Origin of the sequence: Streptomyces sp. NPDC088197, from assembly GCF_044741185.1 — a bacterium.
Lineage (GTDB): Bacteria > Actinomycetota > Actinomycetes > Streptomycetales > Streptomycetaceae > Actinacidiphila.
This window is the reverse complement of sequence record NZ_JBIUSD010000028.1, coordinates 18,104-39,680: the sequence shown is the minus strand read 5'-3', so window position 1 is coordinate 39,680 and position 21,577 is coordinate 18,104. Positions and strand designations below refer to the sequence as shown.

General features: G+C 72.9%; 9 protein-coding genes and 1 pseudogene. 8 read left to right on the top strand and 2 right to left on the bottom strand.

All coding sequences use genetic code 11. The features are described from left to right. Nucleotides 1-182: 182 nt before the first annotated feature. From ACIOC1_RS35100 to ACIOC1_RS35085, 4 genes are all read left to right on the top strand, one after another. Nucleotides 183-1,463, top strand: coding sequence for a sugar ABC transporter permease (locus ACIOC1_RS35100; RefSeq protein WP_355343277.1), 1,281 nt, complete (start codon nucleotides 183-185; stop codon nucleotides 1,461-1,463). 17 nt (nucleotides 1,464-1,480) lie between these two features. After that, nucleotides 1,481-2,404 (top strand): carbohydrate ABC transporter permease, encoded by a 924-nt coding sequence (locus tag ACIOC1_RS35095; RefSeq protein ID WP_355343274.1) that lies wholly within the window; start codon nucleotides 1,481-1,483, stop codon nucleotides 2,402-2,404. A gap of 183 nt (nucleotides 2,405-2,587) precedes the next feature. Continuing rightward, nucleotides 2,588-3,616, top strand: a complete 1,029-nt coding sequence (locus ACIOC1_RS35090) for a class I SAM-dependent methyltransferase (protein ID WP_401305061.1) — start codon at nucleotides 2,588-2,590, stop codon at nucleotides 3,614-3,616. A gap of 101 nt (nucleotides 3,617-3,717) precedes the next feature. Further along, on the top strand, nucleotides 3,718-6,030 hold the full coding sequence (locus ACIOC1_RS35085) for a CDP-glycerol glycerophosphotransferase family protein (RefSeq protein WP_401858619.1): 2,313 nt from the start codon (nucleotides 3,718-3,720) through the stop codon (nucleotides 6,028-6,030). A gap of 121 nt (nucleotides 6,031-6,151) precedes the next feature. Here the strand turns inward: ACIOC1_RS35085 and ACIOC1_RS35080 are convergent, their stop codons facing one another. Then, nucleotides 6,152-8,443: a CDP-glycerol glycerophosphotransferase family protein gene (locus ACIOC1_RS35080; protein ID WP_401858616.1), complete on the bottom strand. Its 2,292-nt coding sequence runs from the start codon at nucleotides 8,441-8,443 to the stop codon at nucleotides 6,152-6,154. A gap of 225 nt (nucleotides 8,444-8,668) precedes the next feature. Here ACIOC1_RS35080 and ACIOC1_RS35075 point away from each other — a divergent pair, with 225 nt between their 5' ends. From ACIOC1_RS35075 to ACIOC1_RS35060, 4 genes and pseudogenes are all read left to right on the top strand, one after another. Then, entirely contained in the window at nucleotides 8,669-12,373 is a 3,705-nt protein-coding gene (locus tag ACIOC1_RS35075) for a CDP-glycerol glycerophosphotransferase family protein (protein ID WP_401858613.1), read from the top strand. A 120-nt stretch (nucleotides 12,374-12,493) separates the two neighbouring features. Then, nucleotides 12,494-14,104: a hypothetical protein gene (locus ACIOC1_RS35070; RefSeq protein WP_391163992.1), complete on the top strand. Its 1,611-nt coding sequence runs from the start codon at nucleotides 12,494-12,496 to the stop codon at nucleotides 14,102-14,104. A gap of 378 nt (nucleotides 14,105-14,482) precedes the next feature. Next, nucleotides 14,483-14,830: pseudogene (locus ACIOC1_RS35065) on the top strand (protein kinase); the annotation flags it as partial. A 109-nt stretch (nucleotides 14,831-14,939) separates the two neighbouring features. Further along, the gene (locus ACIOC1_RS35060) at nucleotides 14,940-16,391 is read left to right on the top strand and encodes a protein kinase (RefSeq protein WP_401858610.1); all 1,452 of its coding nucleotides are present in this window, start codon (nucleotides 14,940-14,942) and stop codon (nucleotides 16,389-16,391) included. Between the two features lie 133 nt (nucleotides 16,392-16,524). Here ACIOC1_RS35060 and ACIOC1_RS35055 read toward each other — a convergent pair whose 3' ends face one another. Beyond that, entirely contained in the window at nucleotides 16,525-21,498 is a 4,974-nt protein-coding gene (locus tag ACIOC1_RS35055; protein ID WP_401858607.1) for an NAD-glutamate dehydrogenase, read from the bottom strand. Between the last annotated feature and the right edge of the window lie 79 nt (nucleotides 21,499-21,577).

Sequence of the window (21,577 nt, the reverse complement as noted above, 5' to 3'; positions counted from 1 at the left end):
GGGGGGGGGGGGGGGGGGGGGCCGGGGGGGGGGGGGGGGCGGCCGGGGGGGGGGGGGGGCCCCGGGGGGGGGGGCGGGGGGGGGGGGGGGGGGGGGGGGGGGCGGGGGGGGCCCGCCCCCCCCCCCCGCCCGGCCCTCTGCCCGGCCCGCCCGCCAAGGGACCGGGCCGCCGCAGGAGCCTGATGGGCACCCGTCCCTGGGTGGCCGCGCTCTTCCTGCTGCCCGCCCTGATCCTGCTGGGCGCGCTCGTGGTGTACCCGATCGTCTACACCGTCCAGCGCAGCCTCTTCGACGCCGACGGCAGCGCCTTCGTCGGTCTGAAGAACTTCGGCACGGTCTTCACCGACCACGGCATCCTCACGGCCGTGCGCAACAACGCGATCTGGGTGGTGGTCGCGCCGACCGTGGCGACCGCCCTCGGTCTGGTCTTCGCCGTACTCACCGAACGGGTGCGCTGGAGCACGGCGTTCAAGCTGGTCATCTTCATGCCGATGGCCATCTCGATGCTGGCGGCCGGGATCATCTTCCGGCTGGTGTACGAGCAGGACCCGGGGCGCGGCGTCGCGAACGCCGTGGTGGTCGCGGTCCATGACACGTTCACCGACAACGCGGCCTATCCGGGCGCCAGGCCGCGTCCCGGCGGCGATCTCGCGCCGAGCGCGGGCGGTTCCTTCACCACCAAGTCCACGGCCCGGCAGGGCAGTCCCGCGGATCTGCCGCTGATCGGCATCCCGCAGAACAAGCTGCCCTCGAACGCCGTGGACGCCAAGCCCGCGCCGTCGCAGCCGGATTCGGTGACCGGCACCGTATGGCTGGACTTCAGGCCCGGCGGCACCGGGAAGCCCGGTGTGATCGATCCGGGCGAGAAGGCGCTGTCCGGTGTGAAGGTGCAGGCGGTCAAGGACGGCAAGGTGGTGGCGACGGCGAAGTCCGGGAAGGACGGCACGTACAAGCTGCCCGCGTCCGCCGCCGGGGCCCAACTGCGGCTGCCCGCCTCGAACTTCTCCGGCAAGTACAACGGCGTCAACTGGCTCGGCCCGAATCTGATCACGCCGTCGATCATCGGCAGCTACATCTGGATGTGGGCGGGCTTCGCGATGGTGCTGATCGCGGCCGGCCTGGCCGGGGTGCCGCGGGAGCTGATGGAACAGGCGCGGGTGGACGGCGCCAACGAGTGGCAGGTGTTCCGCCGGATCACCGTGCCGCTGCTGGCCCCGGTCCTGGTGGTCGTCACGGTCACGCTGATGATCAACGTGCTGAAGATCTTCGACCTCGTGTACATCATCGCGCCCGGCAACACCCAGTCGGACGCGAACGTCCTGGCCCTCCAGCTCTATCTGTCGTCCTTCGGCGGCGGCGACAACCAGGGGGTGGGCAGCGCGATCGGTGTGATCCTGCTGCTGCTGGTCCTGCCGGTCATGATCTTCAACATCCGGCGGCTGCGCAGGGAGGGACGGCGATGAGCGCGGAATCGGCCGCCATGGCGGGCGGTCCTGAGACGGGCGGCCAGGCGGCGAAGGGCGACGCGGTGCCCGAGGCCGCGCCGAGGCCGAAGGAGAGTGTGGCCGCGCGAATCGCGGCCCGCGCGAGCGGCGGCCTGGTACGGGTCTTCCTGCTGGTGGTGGCGCTGTTCTGGCTGATGCCGACGATCGGGCTGCTGCTGTCGTCGCTGCGTACGCCGAGCGACATCTCGGCCAGCGGCTGGTGGAAGGTCTTCACCTCGCCGTCGGAGCTGACGGTCTCCAACTACCGCACGCTGCTGGACAATCACGCGATCACCGACTCGCTGGTGAACACCGCGCTGATCACCGTGCCCGCGACGCTGCTGGTCGTGGTGATCGGCTCGCTCGCCGGTTACGCCTTCGCCTGGATGGAGTTCCCGGGCCGCGACTGGTGGTTCATCGCCGTGGTGGCGATGCTGGTGGTGCCGGTGCAGGTGGCGCTGATCCCGGTCGCGCGGCTCTTCGGCGACATCGGGATCTTCGGTGACATCTCCGGTGTGGTGCTCTTCCACACCGCGTTCGGACTGCCCTTCGCGATCTTCCTGCTCCGCAACTTCTTCGCGGAGATCCCGCGCGAGCTGCTGGAGGCCGCGCGGCTGGACGGCGCGGGCGAGATCCGGCTGTTCGTGCGGGTGGTCATGCCGCTGGGCGGCCCGGCCATCGCGTCGCTGGGCATCTTCCAGTTCCTGTGGGTGTGGAACGACATGCTGGTCGCGCTGATCTTCGCCAACAGCGACGCGCAGCCGATCACGGTCGCCCTCCAGCAGCAGGTACGGCAGTTCGGCAACAACATCGACATCCTGGCGCCCGGCGCCTTCGTGTCGATGGTGGTCCCGCTGGTGGTCTTCTTCGCCTTCCAGCGGCAGTTCGTGTCCGGTGTGATGGCGGGCGCCGTCAAGTAGCCGCCACGGAGCCGTCCAGCGGCCGTCCAGCGGCCGTCCAACAGCCGCCCGGGAGCCACCGGGTGGCCACCGGGGAGCGGCGCACGCGCGGGGCGGCGGGATATTCGGTACGAAACGGGGGGCGTCGGGCGCTTTACACTGACGCCCCCCACACCCGTACCGAACGGACATCCCCCCATGACCATGACCTCCGCCGAGGACCGGCTTCCCGCGCCCACCGAACTGGCCCAGGTCGAGGGCTGGTTCTTCCCCGTCGACCAGGTCCTCTTCGACTGGTTCCTGACCCGGCAGGTCAGCCGCACCGAGCCCGGCGACCTGCTGGAGGTGGGCGCCTATCTCGGCAAGAGCGCCATCTTCATGGGGAGTTACCTGCGCGAGGGCGACACCTTCACCGTCTGCGACCTGTTCGACGCCCCGGCCGAGGACAACGCCAACTCCGCCGAGATGAAGAAGTCGTACCCGACCTTGACCCGTCACTCGTTCGAGGCCAATTACCTCTCCTTCCACGACGAGCTGCCCGAGGTCGTCCAGGGCATGTCCTCGACGGTCAGGGACCGGGTCCAGCCGGTGTCGTGCCGGTTCGCGCACATCGACGCCTCGCACCTGTACGAGCACGTGCACGCCGACATCGAGACCTCGCGCGAGCTGCTGCACCCGCACGGCGTGGTCGCGCTGGACGACTACCGCTCGGCGCACTGTCCCGGCGTGGCCGCCGCCGTCTGGCAGGCGGTCACCTCCGGCGGGCTGCACGCGATCTGCGTGACCGAGAGCAAGATGTACGCCACCTGGGGGGATCCGGCCGAGATCCGCGCGGAGCTGCTGGCGTACGTGTCGGGCCGCGCCGACCTGTGGCACGAGGTGCAGACGGTGGCGGGCGCGCCGCTGCTGCGGGTCAAGGGCGACCGGGACCGTACGGTGTCGCCGTCGCAGCCGCCGTCCCGGCACGCGCCCGCCGCCGCACAGGCCCCTGATCAGACCGCAGGCCAGACCGCGGCCCAGACAGCGGCGCAGACCGCGGAGCACGCCGAATCCGCCGCCGCGCGGACCGCGGGGCCCGCCGGGCGGGCCGAGTCGCAGGCCCCGACGGCCGCCTCCCCCGCCGCCCCCGCGCCGCGCCGCTCCCGGGCGCGCCGTCTGCTGGTCAACGTCCTGCCGCCGATCATCACCAAAGCACTTGTACGGATCCGCGACTCGCGACGCGCCGGAGCGTAACCAGCGGCGCGGCCACGCGTTCCCTGGATATAACGGGCACTCCGCGCGAAAGCCATGGGCGCCCGTGCGCCCCTCGCCCCCGTGTCGAACCTGGATGTGCTGTGCCCCGCTTCAGCGTCGTCGTCCCCGTCTACCAGGTGCAGGCGTATCTGCACGCCTGTCTGAAATCCGTGCTCGACCAGTCCTTCGCCGATGTCGAACTGATCGTCGTGGACGACTGCTCCCCCGACGGCAGCGGCGCCATCGCCGACTCGTTCGCGGCCAGGGACGCCCGCGTCGAGGTGCTGCACCTGCCGGAGAACATCGGCCTCGGCCGGGCCCGCAACGCGGGTCTCGCCCGCGCCACCGGCGACTACGTCCTGTTCCTCGACTCCGACGACACCATGGTCCCCGGCTCGCTGGAGGCCGTCGCCGCCCGGATCGAGCGGACCGGCGAGCCGGACGTGCTGGTCTTCGACTACGCCCGCACGTACTGGAACGGCGATGTCCACCGCAATCAGTTCGCGGCGATCCTCAGCGAGACCGGCCCCGAGGTCTGCACGCTGGACGACCGGCCCGAGCTGCTGCGGCTGATCATGGTGGCCTGGAACAAGGCGTACCGCCGCGACTTCATCGAGAAGTCCGACATCGCCTTCCCCTCGGGCTACTACGAGGACACCCCGTGGACGTATCCGGTGCTGATGGCCGCCGGGTCGATCGCGCTGCTCGACCGGGTCTGCGTGCACTACCGGCAGCGGCGCGGCAGCGGCATCCTGCACACCACCAGCCGGCGGCACTTCGACATCTTCAAGCAGTACGACCTGCTGTTCGCGTTCCTCGACAGCCACCCGGAGCTGGAGCGGTGGCGGCCGGTGCTCTTCCGCCGGATACTGGATCACCTCACCACCGTCTTCAACTTCCCCGACCGGCTGCCGAATTCGTCGCGCCCGGAGTACTTCCGCCGCTGCCGTGCCCAGTACCGGCGGCTGCGGCCGAGCGGTTTCCGGGCCAGTCCCACCGGCCGCAGCGGGGTGCGGTACCTGCTGGTCGCGCTGGGCGCGCGGCGCACCTTCCAGGCGCTCGGCCGGGCGCACCGGCTGCGGCTGCGCGCCACCCAGCGGGCGAGGGCGCTGTACGGCAGGCTGCGGACGACGGCGCTGCACGCGCACTACCGGGTGCAGCGGCGGCGCGCGCTCGACCCGGACCTGGCGGTGTTCTCCGCGTACTGGGACCGCGGCTACTCCTGCAATCCGGCGGCCGTCGAGGAGCGGCTGCGCGAACTGGCGCCGCACATGCGGACCGCGTGGGTGACCACCGCGGAGCACGCGCACACCCTGCCGCCGGGCGTACGGCGCCTGGAGCCGGGCTCGGCCGCGTACTGGACGGCGCTGGCCCGCGCCTCGTACCTGGTCAGCAACGTCAACTTCCACCGCAGGTACGCCAAGCGGCCCGGCCAGATCAATGTGCAGACCCACCACGGCACGCCGCTCAAGCACATGGGCATCGACCTCCAGGAGCACCCGGCCGCCGCGGGCACCACCGACTTCGAGCGGATGCTGCGGCACGTCGACCGCTGGGACTACAGCCTCTCGGCGAGCCGCCACTCCACGCTGGTCTGGGAGCGCGCCTACCCGTCGGGCTTCACGGCCCTGGAGTACGGCCAGCCGCGCACCGACATCTTCCACCGGGCCACCGCGCGCGACGTGCTGCGGCTGCGCGACGAACTCGGCATCCCGCGCGAGAGCACCGCCTTCCTCTACGCGCCCACGCACCGCGACTACCAGCGCGGTTACCGGCCCGCGCTCGACCTGGCGCGGATGGCCGACGCGCTGGGCCCCGACGTGGTGCTGCTGCGCCGTACCCACCACTTCTACCCGCCGGGCGACCCGCGCGACGGTCTGGACGACCGGGCCCCGCACCCGCGGGTCATCGACGTGTCGGGGCACCCGTCGGCGGAGGAGCTGTGCCTGGCCTCGGACGGCCTGATCACCGACTACTCGTCGCTGATGTTCGACTACGCGGGCCTCGACCGGCCGATCGTGCTGCACGCCGCGGACTGGGAGACCTACCGGGCCACCCGCGGCGCGTACTTCGACATCACCGCGCACCCGCCGGGCCTGGTGGCGCGCGGCGAGGACGAGTTGACCGACATCCTCGCCACGGGGGCCTGGCGCGGCCCGCGTTCGGCCGAACTGCGGGCCGCCTTCCGGCGCCGGTTCTGTCCCTACGACGACGGGCTCGCCGCCGAGCGCGTGGTGCGCCGGGTGTTCCTGCGCGAGGACGGCGGGCTGCCGCCCGTGATCCCGCCGGAGGACCGGCACCTGGCCCCGCCGCCGTCCCGCGCCCGCGCGCTGGCCCCGCTCGCGGCGGACGCCTCCGATCCGTCCGGCCCGCCGCCGCTGGAGCCCTCGGGGCCCGACCCGCGCAGCCTGTAGCGGCCCCAAGGGCCCCGGCGGCGCGGGCGGTTCACCCAGTCGGGCCGCTCCCGCGGGCCGGGCGGTTCACGCGAGCCGGGCGGTTCACGCGATCGGCCTTGGCTCCAGCGGCTCCCGCGCCTCAGCCGAGCGGGACCGCCGGGCGCTCCCCCGCCGGTCCCGCCGTCGGGTCCGCGTCCCGCGCACCGGCCGGGGCCGGGGCGGGACGGCGGTCCTGGAGCGGGCGGTACGGCAGCAGCGAGGGCTCGCCGAGCAGCACCCGGCGCACCACGCGCTCGGCGGCGAGCCCGTCGTCGTACGCGCAGAACCGCTGCCGGAAGGCGGCCCGCAGCGCCGCCGCCTCGGGGCCGCGCCAGGCCCCCGAGCGGAAAGCGCGGGCCAGTCCCGCCTCGTCGCCCGCCACCACGCCCGGCGTCTCGCCGTGCCGCCCGGACAGCAGGTCGAAGTAGACGCCGCGGGCGGCGCGGTACGCCTCCCAGTCGGCGGCGTGCACGACGATCGGCCGGTCGAGGTTGGCGTAGTCGAACATCAGCGAGGAGAAATCGCAGAGCAACGCGTCGGAGGCGAGGCTCAGTTCCTCGACGGACGGGTGTTGCGAGACGTCCATGATGGTGCCCGCCGCGTGCAGCGCCTCGAGCGCGTCGTTCTGCCCGTAGAAGTAGTGGGCGCGGACCATCAGCGTGTAGCCGGGGCCCAGTTCGCGGCAGAGCCGTTCCAGGTCGAGCGGGACGACGAAGGTCCGCTGGTAGTCGCGGTGGGTGGGCGCGTAGAGGATCGCGGTGGTGCCGGGGGCCAGGCCCAGGCTCTCGCGGGCGCGGCGGACCTCGTCGGCGCCCGCGGTGTGGAACACGTCGTTGCGCGGATAGCCGCTGGGCAGCGTCTCGTAGCCGCTGGGGTAGACCCGCTCCCAGACCTCGGCGGAGTGCTGGTTGGCGGCCAGCGAGAAGTCCCACTGGTCGGCGTGGTCGAGCAGGCGGCCGAAGCTCATGCCCTTGCCGACGGCCGGGCGGGCGCGCAGGTCCATGCCCATGTGCTTGAGCGGTGTGCCGTGGTGGGTCTGGAGGTAGACCTGCTCGGGGCGCTTGACGACCTGGCCGGTGAAGTTGGCGTTGTTCACCAGGTACTTGGCGCGGGCCAGCACGTCCCAGTAGCGGCGGGAGTTGACCACGACGTGGTCGACGCCGGGCGGCATCGCCTCGCGGTCCTTCTTGTTGACCACCCACACCCCGCGCAGGTGCGGGGCGATCTCCTGGGCCTTGTAGTAGACGGCCGCCGGGTTGCAGGACACCCCGCGGTTCCAATAGGCCGCGTAGACCACGAGGTTGGGGTCGACGGGGCGGCGCAGCCGCAGCCGGTAGTAGCGCTGGTAGACCGCGCGGCCCAGCGCGTTCTTGCGTGCCCTGATCCGGCGGGCCAGTTTGCGCGTCCACGCCTGGCCGCCGAGCGCCGCGCGGTAGCGGCCGTAGCTGCCGGTGCCCGCGGCCCGCAGCCAGCGGCCCTCGTTGCTGTCGGGCGCGGTCCAGCCCGCGGGCCGGTAGCGGCCCAGCAGCCGTCCCGCGCGCCGGACGTACTCCGGCCGGGCGTCGGGCGTCAGCGGCGAGCCGTCCTCGCCGACGGCCGCGAGCAGGACGGCCATCCGCCCGTACAGCGCGGCGCGTTGCTCCCGCTTGCGGTCCTCGGCCTCGTCGCCGCCGTCGATCTCGGCGAACAGCGCCTCGTACCGGTCGAGTACGGCCAGGTGGTGGCGGCCGGGCGTGGTGCCGACGCTGATCCCGCGCCGCTTGCGCCAGCGCACGCCGACCCGGTCCAGGCACGCGATGCCGGTGGCGGCGAGCAGGACGCGGGAGGCGACGGCGACGTCCTCGTACGCGCCCTCGCCGAAGCGGAAGCCGCGCTCCTCCCAGAAGGCGCGGCGCAGCAGCCGGTTCCAGACCGCGGGGTAGGTGCCCAGGCACTCGGGGCGGTCGGACGCGGTGAAGACGGAGTCGCCCGCCTCGCCGAGGAAGTCGGCGTCTTCGCTCTCCTGGATGTTCTCCCAGACGGTGAAGCGCTCGTGGTCGAAGAGCAGCACATCGGGGTCGCCGGTGGCGCGCAGCCGGGCGTCCGCGGCGGCCAGCGTGCCGGGCGTCATCAGGTCGTCGGCGTCCAGGAAGAGCAGGTAGTCGCCGGTCGCGAGGGCCGCGCCCGCGTCGCGCGCCGGTCCCGTGCCGCCGGTGCGGTCCAGCCGCAGCGGCTTGACCCGCGGGTCGGCGGCGGCGAATTCGGCGATGATCGCGCCGCTCGCGTCCGGTGAGGCGTCGTCGACGGCGACGACCTCGACGTCGGTGAAGGACTGCCCGAGCACCGACTCCAGACAGGCGCGCAGGAAGCCCTGGGCGCGGTGGACGGGGACGACGACGGTGATTCGGGGCATGACCATCCTGGACAGATCGAGACGTACCGGTACGGGATAGCGTCCGAGCGTACCAACCGGACACCCTGCGGCGGTTCACCCTTTCGCTCGTTCGGCTCACTCGCGGTGACCGGAAGGCGCTTCGGCGAGTTGAAGGAACGGCATTCGCATGCCGTCGTGCATGTGCCGTCGCGCGCGTGCCGTCATCCGTATGCCGTCGCCGTCCCGGAAGGACCGTTGCCCGCCATGACGCCCCGCCTCACTGTCGTCGTCCCCGTCTACAACGTCGAGCAGTATCTGGAGGAGTGCCTGCGGTCGATCGCGGCGCAGACCTTCACCGACCTCGATGTGGTGATGGTCGACGACGGATCGACGGACTCGGGCCCCGAACTGGCCCAGGCGTTCGCCGACCGCGACCCGCGCTTCCGGCTGGTCGCGCAGCCCAACGGCGGCCTCGGCCACGCCCGCAACACCGGGGCGCGGAACGCGGCGCCGCAGACGTCGTACCTGACCTTCGTGGACAGCGACGACGTGCTGCCGCCGCGCGCGTACGAGAAGCTGGTCGGCCTGCTCGACCAGTCGGGCTCCGACTTCGCGACCGGCAACGTCTACCGGCTCACCACGCAGGGCCGCAGCCAGGCGTGGCAGCACCGGGGCATGGACAAGACCGTGCGGCGCACGCACATCACCCGTGACCTGGGCCTGCTGTCCGACCGGGTGGCGTGGAACAAGGTCTTCCGCCGCTCCTTCTGGGACAAGCACCAACTGGCCTTCCCCGAGGGCGTGCTGTACGAGGACACGCCGCTGACCATTCCGGCGCACTTCCTCGCCGACGCCGTGGACGTGCTGCACGAGCACGTCTACTACTGGCGGATCCGCGAGGGCTCGATCACCCGCCGCCGCACCGACGTCAAGGGCGTACGCGACCGGATCGCGGCGGTCGACGGGGTCTCGCGGTTCCTGGCCGACCCGGCCAACACCCGCTGGAGCAAGCACAAGCGGGACTACGACCGGTCGGTGCTCACCGACGACCTGCTGTACTTCATCGAGGCCCTGCCGATGGCGGGACCGGAATACCACCAGGTCTTCCTCGACCGCGTCCGCGACTACCTCGGCCGCGTCGACCCGACGCTCTTCCCCGCGCTGCCCGCCGAACTGCGCATCCGCTGGGAGCTGATCAGGGAAGGGCGGCTGGCGGACCTGCTGGAGGTGCTGGCGCACGAACAGCACGGCGGGCGCACCGTGTTCGACATCGCGGGGCCGCCGCTGCGCAAGCGCGCGGTGGTCGTGCGCGGCGACGGCTCGCCCGTGCCGCTGCCGCGCGCGGTGACCGCCATCGGCACGAAGGACCTGCCGGTCGTCGCCCGGCTCAGCCAACTGGAGTGGCGGGACGGCAAGTTGATTCTCCGGGGCCACGCGTATGTGCGCAATGTGGACGCGGGCGCGCGCCGCACCTCGCTCAAGACGGCCGTGCTGATGTCCGGCCGCCGCAAGCTGCTGCTGCCGGTGCGGACCGTGCGGGTCCCCGAAGTGACCGACGGCGGACCGCAGGAGCGGCACTCGTACGACTGGTCCGGCTTCGAGATCACCGTCGACCCCAAGCGGCTGCGGGGCAAGGAGGGCTGGACGGCCGGGCAGTGGCGGCTCGGGATCGTCGTGGCGGCGGGCTCGGTGGTCCGCCCGGCGGCGCCGCGCGCCGACGACGCGGGCGCCGGGTCCTCGCCCGTCCCCTTCCCGCTGGACGACGACACCCGGCTCGTGCCCTGGTACAAGGACGGCCGGCTGCACCTGTCGGTCGAGCCGGTCACCCGCCGGATCACCGGTCACCGGGCGGACGGCGACGGCGGGGTCGTCTTCGGGATCGCTGTCCGCGACCGCAAGCCCCCGGTCGCGCTGCGGGCCACGCAGCAGACGACGGGCGCGGCCTTCGACTACCCGCTGACCGCCGACGCGGAGAGCACCGGCATCGACGGCTGGACGCGGCTGACGGCGCGCCTGGTCCTGGCCGACCTCGCGGGGGCGCGCCCCGACGTCGAGGGGCTGCCCAAGGAGGTCGCGCCGGAGACGGCCGCGGCCTGGTCGTTCGAGGCGGTCTTCGCCGACGGCGGCACCGCGCGGATCGCCGCCGACGGGCCGCTGCCGCAGGGGCGTTACGACCTCGGCGGCGACGCGCTGCTGGCCGGGGCCCGGCGCGAGCTGGTCGTCGACGCCACCGCGGCGGGCAATCTGCTGCTGCGCGACCGTACGCCCCAGCCGCTGGCCACCCATGTGGCGCGCGCCACCAACGGCACCCTCCTGGTCACCGGTGAACTCCCCGCCGACACCCCGCCCCCGGCCCGGCTGGTCCTGCGGCACGGCACGTACGCGGCCGAGGTCGGCGTCGAGGTGACGCTGGCGGCAAAGGGTGCGGACTCCGCTGCCGCCGAGGCGGCGGGGGCCGTGGGGGCTGCGGGCGCCGCTGCGGCAGCGGGGGACGACGCCCCGGTCGCGGCGGGAACCCCGGCGCAGGCCGTGGCGGGGACGGCGTCTGCCGTGGAGGCGGAGGGAGCCGCGGGGCGGGGCCCGGCCGGCCCCGTACGCCGGTTCAGCGCCGCGCTGGACGTGTCGGCGCTGCCGCACGCCGGGCGCTGGTATCTGCACCTGCGGGCGGCGGACGGCGGCGACGCCCCGGTGCGGATCGCGCGGGAGGCGTTCGCCGAGCTGCCGCTGCGGCTCCCGGCGGCGCCGGGCGCGCGACCGGTGACGGTCGACCGGCGGTTCCACGACCACCTGTTCGTGGCGGCCGGATCGCCCGTGCCCGCGGCGGACCGCGGCCCGTACCGGCAGCGGATGCTGCGCGAGCGGCGCTATCCGGTGCTGCTGCGCCGCCCGTTGACCGACACCGTCCTCTACAGCAGCTTCGACGGCCGCGACTGCGCGGACTCGCCGCGCGCCGTCCACGACGAACTGGTGCGCAGGGGCGTCCCGTTCGACCATGTGTGGGTGGTGCGCGACCACACCGTGGCGGTGCCCGCGACCGCCCGCGCGGTGCTGCGCGGCAGCGACGACTGGTACGAGGCGCTGGCCCGCGGCCGCCATGTGGTGACCAACACGCATCTGCCCGCGTGGTTCCGCCGCCGCGAGGGCCAGCGGGTCGTCCAGACCTGGCACGGCGCGCCCGTGAAGCGGATCGGCCAGGACCTGGCGGGCACGCTGTGCGCCGACCTCACCCACATGTGGCCGCAGCCGAGCCTCGGCCACCAGTGGAGCGTGCTGCTCTCCCCCAACTCGCAGAGCACCCCGGTCCTGCGCCGCGCCCTCGACTTCGACGGCGAGGTCGCCGAGACGGGGCTGCCCCGTACCGACCTGCTCAGCGGCGAGGACCGCGACAAGGTGCGCGAGGAGGTACGGGCCAGGCTCGGCCTGCCGCCCGGCCGCACGGTCGTGCTGTACGCGCCGACGGTCCGCGACGACGAGGCGTACGACGCCGAGCACGCCCGGCTGCACCTGCCGCTCGACCTGGCGGCGATGGCGGCGGAGCTGACCACCAGCCATGTGCTGCTGGTCCGCTCGCACCCGCTGGTCGCCGACACCCTCCCGGCGGTGCCCGGCGGCTTCGTGCGGGACGTCTCCGCCCACCCCGACCTCGCGGAGCTGCTGCTCGTCGCCGACGTGCTGGTCACCGACTACTCCTCGGTGCTCGCCGACTTCGCGGTCACCGGCCGCCCGGTGCTGCTGTTCACGCCCGACCTGCCGCACTACCGCGACACGCTGCGCGGCTTCACCTTCGACTACGAGGCCCAGGCGCCGGGGCCGCTGCTGCGCACCACGGACGAGCTGACCGCCGCGCTGCGCGACCCGGAGGCCGCCGTCCGGGGCCGCGCCGACGCCTACGCGGCCTTCCGCGCCGCCTTCTGCCACCTGGACGACGGAGGGGCCGCCGCCCGCGTGGCGGACCTGATGCTCGGCTGACCCCCTGACACCCTGACCGAACCGCCGCCGGAACACGGAGCTTGTCATGACATCGAGCGAATTGGCCCCCGCCGCACACCCGCCGCGGCCGCACGACCGCACCCTCCTCAAGGCCGCGCCTTGCCGTCACTGACGACCGGAGAGGTCACCGCGGGCGACGGCGCGGGCGACGAGCCGGGGGCCGGTACGGCCGACGGCGCCGCGGTCGCGGCCGGGCGGGCCGGTCTGCCGGCCCGGCTGCTGGAGCGGGCGCGGGCCTGGCGGGTGACGCCGTACGCCGTCGTCGGGACGCTCTTCTGGCTGGTGGTCGCCGCGGCGGCCTGGCGTACGCCGATCGCCTCGGACTTCGGGCAGCACGCCTCGGCGGTGGAGCGGGTCAAGGCCGACTGGCGGCACCCGGCCAATCCGCTGCTCGACCTGCCGGGCACCGGCAGCCCGTACTTCTCGCCGTACATCGTGGCGCTCGGCCTGATCGCGCGGGCCACCGGCGCCGCCGGGCGGGAGGTCGTGCGCTGGTGCGGCCCGGTGAATCTGGCCGTGCTGGTCACCGGCGTCGGCGTGTACGCGCGGACGCTGAGCAGACGGCCGATGGCGCCGGTCTACGCGCTGCTGGCCTTCACCTTGCTGTGGGGCGTGCAGGGCAAGGAGTGGAGCGGCTTTTGCGGGGTGTGGTCGCTGACCCGCGGCGCCTCGTACCCGAGCGCCTTCGCGGTCGGCGTCACCTTCCACCTGTGGGCGCTCACCGACCGGCTGGCGCGCCGCCGTACCACCGGCTGGGCCGGTTACGCCCTGCTCGGGGTGGCCTGCGGGCTGCTGCTGCTCATCCACCCGATCACCGCGCTGGCCGCGGCCGTCGGGATCGTGGCGGTGCTGACGGCCCGGCAGCGCGGCTGGTCGCGGCGGGTGACGGCGCGCTGGCTGCTGGCGGGCGCGCTCGCGCTGCTGGTGGCCGTGGCGTGGCCGTACTACGACGTGTTCTCGCTGGCCGGTGACACCACGGTCGACGCGGTGCACAAGCGGCTCTACATCCACCCCTGGCAGTGGTACGGGCTGGCGCTCGTCGGCCTCCCGCCGCTGCTGCTGCGCGCCCGGCGCGGCGTCCGCGACCCGCTGGTCCTGATGTTCGCCGCCTTCTGCCTGATCGTCGCCTACGGGTGGGTGAGCGGGCACTACACCTACGGGCGGGTCTTCGCGCTGCTGCTCGTGCCGCCGCAGTTCGCGCTCGCCGTGGAACTGGCCTCGATCCCGCCGTGGACCCGGCTGCGCGCGGTGCTCGCGCCCGTGGCCGCCGTCGCGCTCTGCTTCGGCGTGGCCGCGCAGATCGGCGCCGTCGTGCCGCAGCGCTTCCTGCCGGTGACCGTCGACCACCCGGTGCGCTGGCCGGGCTACGGCTGGGCCGCGGACCGCATGCCCGCCGACGCGGTGGTCCTCACCGACGGGTACTACGCCACGCACGTCCTGCCCGCCTACGGCTTCTTCCTGGTCGCCCCCACCTGGCCCGACCCGTCCACCCCGGCCGCCGAACGCGACCGCAGATTCGCCGCCGTGCGCACGTATCTGGACCCGAAGTCGACGGCGGCGCAGCGCGCCGCGGTCCAACGGCGGTACGGGGTCGGCTGGTTGCTGCTGACGAAATATCAGAAGGTGCCGCCCGGCGGGACCTTGGTGGCGACGGGGACCAGGACGGGTGACCGGCTGGTGCGGCTGGCGCCGGTGCCGGGCGAGTCCTGAGGCGGATACGGGGCGAGGCCCGATGCCGTTCCGGCCTCCGGCCCGGGGCCGTCCTCGGCGGGTGATGTCACCGAACGGCACCAAGGCGTCAGCGGGTTCGATACGACGTCCGCGCCTCGTACACACCCCCGGTAGCATCGTGCCCCGTTCGCCTACCGGGGGGTGCCTGAAATCTCCAGTCACGACAGCAGTTCGAGCGGTGGTCCGGTGCCGGGTGCGGGTCCGGTGCCGGGCGCGGGTGCGGGTCCGGTGCCGGTGCCGGGCGCGGGACCGGGTTCTGATCAGGGTCCGGGCGGGAGTCCGTTACAGGCGCTGGAGCCGCAGGACCCGCGCGAGGTGGCCGGTTACCGGCTGCTGGCCCGGATCGGCGAGGGCGGGATGGGGTCGGTCTACCTCTCGCACACCCGCGGCGGACAGCCGGTCGCGCTGAAGGTGATCCGGCGCGAATACGCGCAGGACGAGGAGTTCAGGCGGCGCTTCCAGCAGGAGGTGCAGTCCGCGCGCCGGGTGCAGGGCTACCACGTGGTGCCGGTCGTCGACCACGACACCACCGGCAACCGGCCCTGGCTGGCGACCAGTTACATTCCGGGGCTGCCGCTGGACGACGCGCTCGCCCGGTACGGGGCGCTGCCGGTGGCCACCGCGCTGCAACTGGTGGGCTGCGCGGCGGAGGCGCTGCGCGCGGTGCACGCGGCGGGCGTCATCCACCGCGACCTCAAGCCCAGCAATGTGCTGCTCGGCGCGGGCGGCCCCTGGGTGATCGACTTCGGCATCGCGCGCGGCGGACTCCACGCAGCTCACCCGCAGCGGCGGCCTGATCGGCACCCCGCAGTACATGTCGCCCGAGCACGCCAACGGGCACGAACTCACCCCGGCCACCGACCTGTTCTCGCTCGGCCTGATCGCCGCGGTCGCCGCCACCGGACGGCACCCGTACGGCACGGCGGGCGCGATCACGCTCGCCACGCAGATAGCCAACACCGCCGTCCGGCCGCCCGACCTGTCCGGTTACCCCGACGAGCTGCGGACCGTCCTGGAGCGCTGCCTGACCGCGGACCCGGCGGCCCGGCCCACCCCCGCGGAGCTGGCCGAGCTGTGCGAGCGCGGCGCGGGCCGCCCGCTCCGGGACTTCAGCGGCTGGCTGCCGCAGCCGCTCGCGGCCGAGATAGCCCGGCGGGAGGCCGCCGCGGCCCTGCCGCCGGCCCCGGCACCGCCCGCCGCGCCGCCGCACATACCGGCGCCCGCCGTACCGCCCGCCGTACCGCCCGCGATGCCGCAGGGGGCGCCGCGGGCCGCACCGCCCGCCGGGACGGGTGCCGCGCCCTCCGGCCCGTACGCGCCGGGTCCGTACACGCCGGGTCCGTACGCGTCAGGCCCGTACACCTCGGGCATGTTCGGGCCGACGAATGTGGACGGCCCCGCGACCGGCGCCCACGGAGCCACCGGCCACGGGGACGGAAGCGGTCGGGCGAGCGGTCCCGAGAGCGGTCCCGGAGACGGGCAAGGGCGCGGTCCCGGAAACGGGAACGAGGGGCACGACGGGAACGGGAACGGGCACGACGGGCAGAGCCGGGTCCCCAGCGGCCGGACGCAGAAGGTGATGGCCATCGGCGGCAGCGTCCTGGCCGTGATCCTCGCGGTGACGCTCACCTACGCCTTCACCCACTCCGACGGCAAGGGCGACGACAAGGGACCGCAGGGCACGTCGCCGCTCGGTGGCGGCCCCGGCACCTCCACCTCCCAGTCCCCCGCCGCCGCTCCGACCACCGGCCCCGCGAGCACCGCCCCGACCGGCTCCCCCGGCGGCTCCTCTGCCGACCCGGGCACACCCGGCGGCGGGCAGCCGCAAGTCCTCTTCCAGGACCGCAAGTTCACCATCCGCTCGCCCGCCTGGAACCACGGCACGCATGTGGACCTGGACAGCGCGAGGGTCGAGCCGAACGGCCAGATCGGCGACACCGACGGCTACGAGATCGAGTACCAGGACTGGGCCGACGGCAGCATGCGGTTCCTCACCACCTTCGGCCGGGCCGACGGCACCGACTACCAGGCGTGCAGGAACGGGGTCGGCGCCGACGCGCTGTCCGGCGAGATCTACCGGGGCGACCTCGCCAAGGACACGTACATCGCCAAGGGCACGGTGCTGTGCACGGTGACCTCGGAGGGCAATCTGGCCATGCTGAAAGTCACCGACGTCACGCCGTCCGGCAACATGATGACCGACCCGATGCCGACGTACTCCACGCTGCTGACGGTGTGGAAGATGCCGGACCAGCCCACGCCGTAGCGCGGTCGGGCCCGGCGGGCGGGCACTTGCGCACAAGTGCCGCCCACCGGGCCCGCGTTCAGCCGCACCGCCGCGCACGCACCGCCGCGACCGTACGGCCCAGCGGTGCGTACGGCTCAGCGGTGCGTACGGCTCAGCGGTGCGTGCGCAGCAGCGTACGGAAGGTCCGCATCGCCACCGACAGACTCGCCAGGTCGAACTCCTCGGCACCCTGGATCTCCTCGAGGGTGGTGCGGGCGCGGCCGATCAGCCCCGCGTTCTGCTCCTCCCACGCCGTGTAGCGCTGCTCGGGCGTGGACCCTTCGGGGCCCGCCGTCAGCACGTCGGCGGTGAGTGCCGCGTGGGCCGCGAAGAGGTCCTCGCGGATGGCGGCGCGGGCCATGGACTGCCAGCGGTCGGCGCGCGGCAGCAGGATGATCCGGTCCAGGAGCTGCGTGATCCCCAGCCGGTCGGCGAGGTCGAAGTAGACCTCGGCGACGTCCAGCGGCTCCTTGCCGGTGCGGTCCGCGACGTCGACGATGTCGAGCGCCGGGAAGGCCGCGGAGAATCCGGCGACCCGGGTGGCCAGTTCGTCCGGCACCCCCGCCGCGGTCAGCTCGTCGCGCAGCGACCGGTACCAGTCCGCGTCCGCGCCGCGCAGCAGCTTGGGCTGGTGGGACCAGACCGCGGCGACGCCCTCGGCGAAGAAGTCGATGGTCTCGGCGATCTGGAGCGGCTGGAGGCGGTTGTTGAGCAGCCAGCGGGTGGCGCGCTCGACCAGCCGCCGCGAGTGCAGCCTGATCCGGGTCTGCACGTCGGCGGCGACGATGTTGTCCAGCGCCTCCACCGCGTCCCAGATCTCGGCGAGACCGAAGATCGCGCGGGCGGCCGTGTGGGCCCGCACGATCTCCTCCGTGGTGGCGCCGATCTCCTCGCGGAAGCGGTGCAGGAAGGTCGTGCCGCCGGAGTTCACCGTGTCGTTGACCAGGACGGTCGTGATGATCTCGCGGTGCAGCGCGTGGTTGTCGATCTGCCGCTCGAAGCGCTCCCGCAGCGGCACGGGGAAGTACGCGTGCAGCAGGGAGCGCAGGTACGGGTCGTCGGGCAGTTCGGTGTGGACCAGTTCCTCGGCCGTGGTGATCTTGGCGTAGGCGAGGATCACCGCCAACTCCGGCTGCGTCAGGCCCTGTCCGGCCGCCAGCCGCTCGCGGATCTGCCGGTCGGTGGGCAGGAACTCCAGCGCCCGGTCCAGGTGGCCGTCGCGCACCAGGCGGCGGATGAACCGCTGGTGGGCGTGGAGCAGGCTCGGGGCCTGCTCCATGCTGTTGGCGAGCGAGACGTTCTGCGCGTAGTTGTTGCGCAGCACCAGGTCGCCGACCTCGTGGGTCATCTCCGCGAGCAGCGAATTGCGCTGCTTGACGGTCATGTCCCCTTCGGTGACGACGCTGTTGAGCAGGATCTTGATGTTGACCTCGTGGTCCGAGGCGTCCACACCCGCGCTGTTGTCGATCGCGTCGGTGTTGATGTGGCCGCCGGTCCCCTCCGGGCCGCCGTTCAGGGCGAATTCGATCCGGCCGAGCTGGGTGAAGCCCAGATTGCCGCCCTCGCCGACGACCTTGACCCGCAGTTCCGCGCCGTCGATCCGGATCGCGTCGTTGGCCTTGTCGCCGACGTCGGCCTGCGACTCGGTGGACGCCTTGACGTAGGTGCCGATGCCGCCGTTCCACAGCAGGTCCACCGGGGCCTGGAGGATCGCCTTCATCAGCTCGGCGGGGGTGATCTTCGCGGTGGCGGTCTCGATGCCGAGCGCCTTGCGGATCTGCGCGTTGAGCGGGATCGCCTTGGCGGTACGGGGGAAGATCCCGCCGCCCGACGACAGCAACTTGGTGTCGTAGTCGGCCCAACTGCTGCGCGGCAGCTCGAAGATGCGGCGCCGCTCGGCGTAGGAGGTGGCCGCGTCCGGCTTCGGGTCGAGGAAGATGTGCCGGTGGTCGAAGGCCGCGACCAGCCGGATGTGCTCCGACAGCAGCATGCCGTTGCCGAACACGTCACCGGACATGTCGCCGATGCCGACGACGGTGAAGTCCTCTTCCTGGGTGTTGACGCCCATCTCGCGGAAGTGCCGCTTCACGGACTCCCAGGCGCCGCTGGAGGTGATGGCCATCTTCTTGTGGTCGTAGCCGACCGAGCCGCCGGAGGCGAAGGCGTCGCCGAGCCAGAAGCCGTACGACACCGCGACCTCGTTGGCGATGTCGGAGAACGACGCGGTGCCCTTGTCCGCGGCGACGACCAGATACGTGTCGTCCTCGTCGTGCCTGACCACGTCCGTCGGCGGCACGACCTCGCCGCCGACGAGATTGTCGGTGATGTCGAGCAGGCCGGAGATGAACGTCTTGTACGAGGCGATGCCCTCGGCCAGCCAGGCGTCGCGGTCGGCGGCCGGGTCGGGCAGCCGCTTGCCGACGAAGCCGCCCTTCGCGCCGACCGGCACGATGACGGTGTTCTTCACCATCTGCGCCTTGACCAGGCCCAGCACCTCGGTACGGAAGTCCTCGCGCCGGTCGGACCAGCGCAGACCGCCGCGGGCGACCTTGCCGAACCGCAGGTGGACGCCCTCGACCCGCGGGGAGTACACCCAGATCTCGAACGCCGGGCGGGGCGCGGGCAGTTCGGGGATGGCCTGCGGGTCGAACTTCATCGACAGGTAGTCGTGCGGCTGCCCGTCGTCGCGGCGCTGGAAGTAGTTGGTGCGCAGCGTCGCCTTGATCAGGGTGAGGAAGGCCCGCAGGATGCGGTCCTCGTCGAGGCTGGCGACCTGGTCGAGCGCGCCGTCCAGCTCCTCCAGCAGCCCGTCGGTCAGCTCGCTGCCGGCCCGCTGGTGGTCCGGCGAGAAGCGGGCCTGGAAGAGGTTGACCAGCAGCCGGGTGGTGTGGACGTTGGTACGGAGGGTGTCCTCCATGTAGTCCTGGCTGAAGGTGGACCCGGCCTGCCGCAGGTACTTGGCGTACGCGCGCAGCACCATCGCCTCGCGCCACTCCAGACCGGCGCGCAGCACCAGGGAGTTGAAGCCGTCGTTCTCCGCCTTGTCGGTCCAGGTCGCGGCGAAGGCCGCCTGGAACCGCTCGCGGGCGTCGTCGCCGAGGTCGCCGAGGCTGGGGTCCAGGCGCAGCCCGAAGTCGTAGACCCAGGCGCGGGTCTGGTCCGAGCGGCGCAGTTCGTACGGCCGCTCGTCGACGACCTCGACGCCGAGCCGCTGGAGCACCGGCAGGACGGCGGACAGCGAGACGGGCGCGCCGGTGCGGTAGATCTTGAAGCGGCGCTCGTCGCTGGCGCCGCCGACCGGCTCGTACAGGCTGAGGGTGAAGTCGTCGGCGCCCAGGCCCTCGATGTGCTGGAGGTCGGCGACGGCGACGCGCGGTGCGAAGTCGGCGCGGTAACCGTCGGGGAACGCGTGCGCGTACCGCCGGGTCAGCTCGGCCGCGCGCTCCTCGCCGCACTCGGCGGTCAGCGCCTCGCCGAAGCCGTCGGCCCAGGAACGGGTCGCGTCGGAGAGCCGGCTCTCGATCCGCTCGACGTCGGCGTCGGTGATGTCGGGCAGCGGCGCGCCGGGTTCGACGCGGATCACGAAGTGCAGCCGGGACAGCACCGATTCGGTGTTCCATGCGGTGAAGTCGGCGCTTCGGCCGCCCAGTTCGTCCTGGAGGATGTTGGTCAGGCGCAGCCGTACCGCCGTGGTGTAGCGGTCGCGCGGCAGGTAGACCAGCGCCGAGTAGTAGCGGCCGTACTCGTCCTGCCGCAGGAACAGCCGCAGCTTCCGGCGCTCCTGGAGGTACAGCACGCTGGTGGCGATGGACCGCAGCTCGTCGGCGGGGGTCTGGAACAGCTCGTCGCGCGGGTACGTCTCCAGGATCTGGAGCAGGTCGCGGCCGTCGTGGCTGTGGGCGGTGAATCCGGCGCCTTCGAGGACTTCCTCGACCTTGCGGCGGACCACCGGGACCCGGCGGATCGACTCGGTGTAGGCGGTGGAGGAGAACAGGCCGAGGAAGCGGCGCTCGCCGATCACATTGCCCTCGGCGTCGAACTTCTTCACGCCGACGTAGTCCAGATACGAGGGACGGTGCACGGTGGAGCGGCTGTTGGCCTTGGTGAGGATCAGCAGCCGGTGTTCGCGGGCCTTGGCACGGGCGTCGGCGGGCAGCCTGCTGAACGACGGGGAGCCGGGGTGCCCGAGGTGGGTGTGGTGGCCCGGGTCGGTGCCGTCGGTGCCGGGGTGCACCGGGTCGGAGCGCAGGATGCCGAGACCGGTGCCGGGAACGGCGACCAGCACGTCCTCGGTGGAGCCGTCGGGCTCGGTGTCGGTGGTCAGCTCGTACTCGCGGTAGCCGAGGAAGGTGAAGTGGTCGTCGTTGAGCCAGCGCAGCAGCTCGACGGCCTCGCTGACCTCGCGCTCGGGCAGCGGCGGCGGGGTCGCGGACAGCTCGTCGGCGATGCGCTTGGTGGACTCGCGCATCTTCGCCCAGTCCTCGACGGACTCGCGGACGTCGGAGAGCACGCGGCGCAGGTCCGCGGTGATCTCCTTGAGGTCGGCGCGGTCGGTCTCGCGGTCGATCTCGACGTGGATCCAGGACTCGACCAGCACGTCGTGCGGGAGCGAGCCGTCCTCGGGTCCGCACCCCGGGGCGACGATCTCCAGCAGCTTGCCGGTCACGTCGCGGCGGACCAGGAACTGCGGGTGGAAGACGACGTGGATGCCGCGGTCGGCCTGGGTGAGCGCGTTGGTGACCGAGTCGACGAGGAAGGGCATGTCGTCGGTCACGACCTGGACGACGGTGTGGCTGGACTGCCAGCCGTTCTCCTCGACGGTGGGGGTGTGCACCCGGACGCTGGCACTGCCCTGCGGGCGTACCTCCGCGAGCCGGTAGTGGGAGACTGCCGCGCCGAAGACATCGACCGGATTGCGGTCGTTGAGGTCCTCGGGTGCGCTGTGCAGATAGTAACCCCGGAGGAACGCCGTCAGCGCCTCTGTGTCGCGGCCCTGGCCGGGTAGTCCCCCCGTCTGGCTGTTCTCAGCGACCTTGGCTGCTCGTTCCAGCAGTTCGGCCTTGGCTTCGTCCAGCTTGGTCTGCATGTCCTCTGACTCCTGTCGCGCGCCATTGCGTGACGTCGGGTGATGGCAGGACGTCACGTGACGCGGGGTATCCGCTACG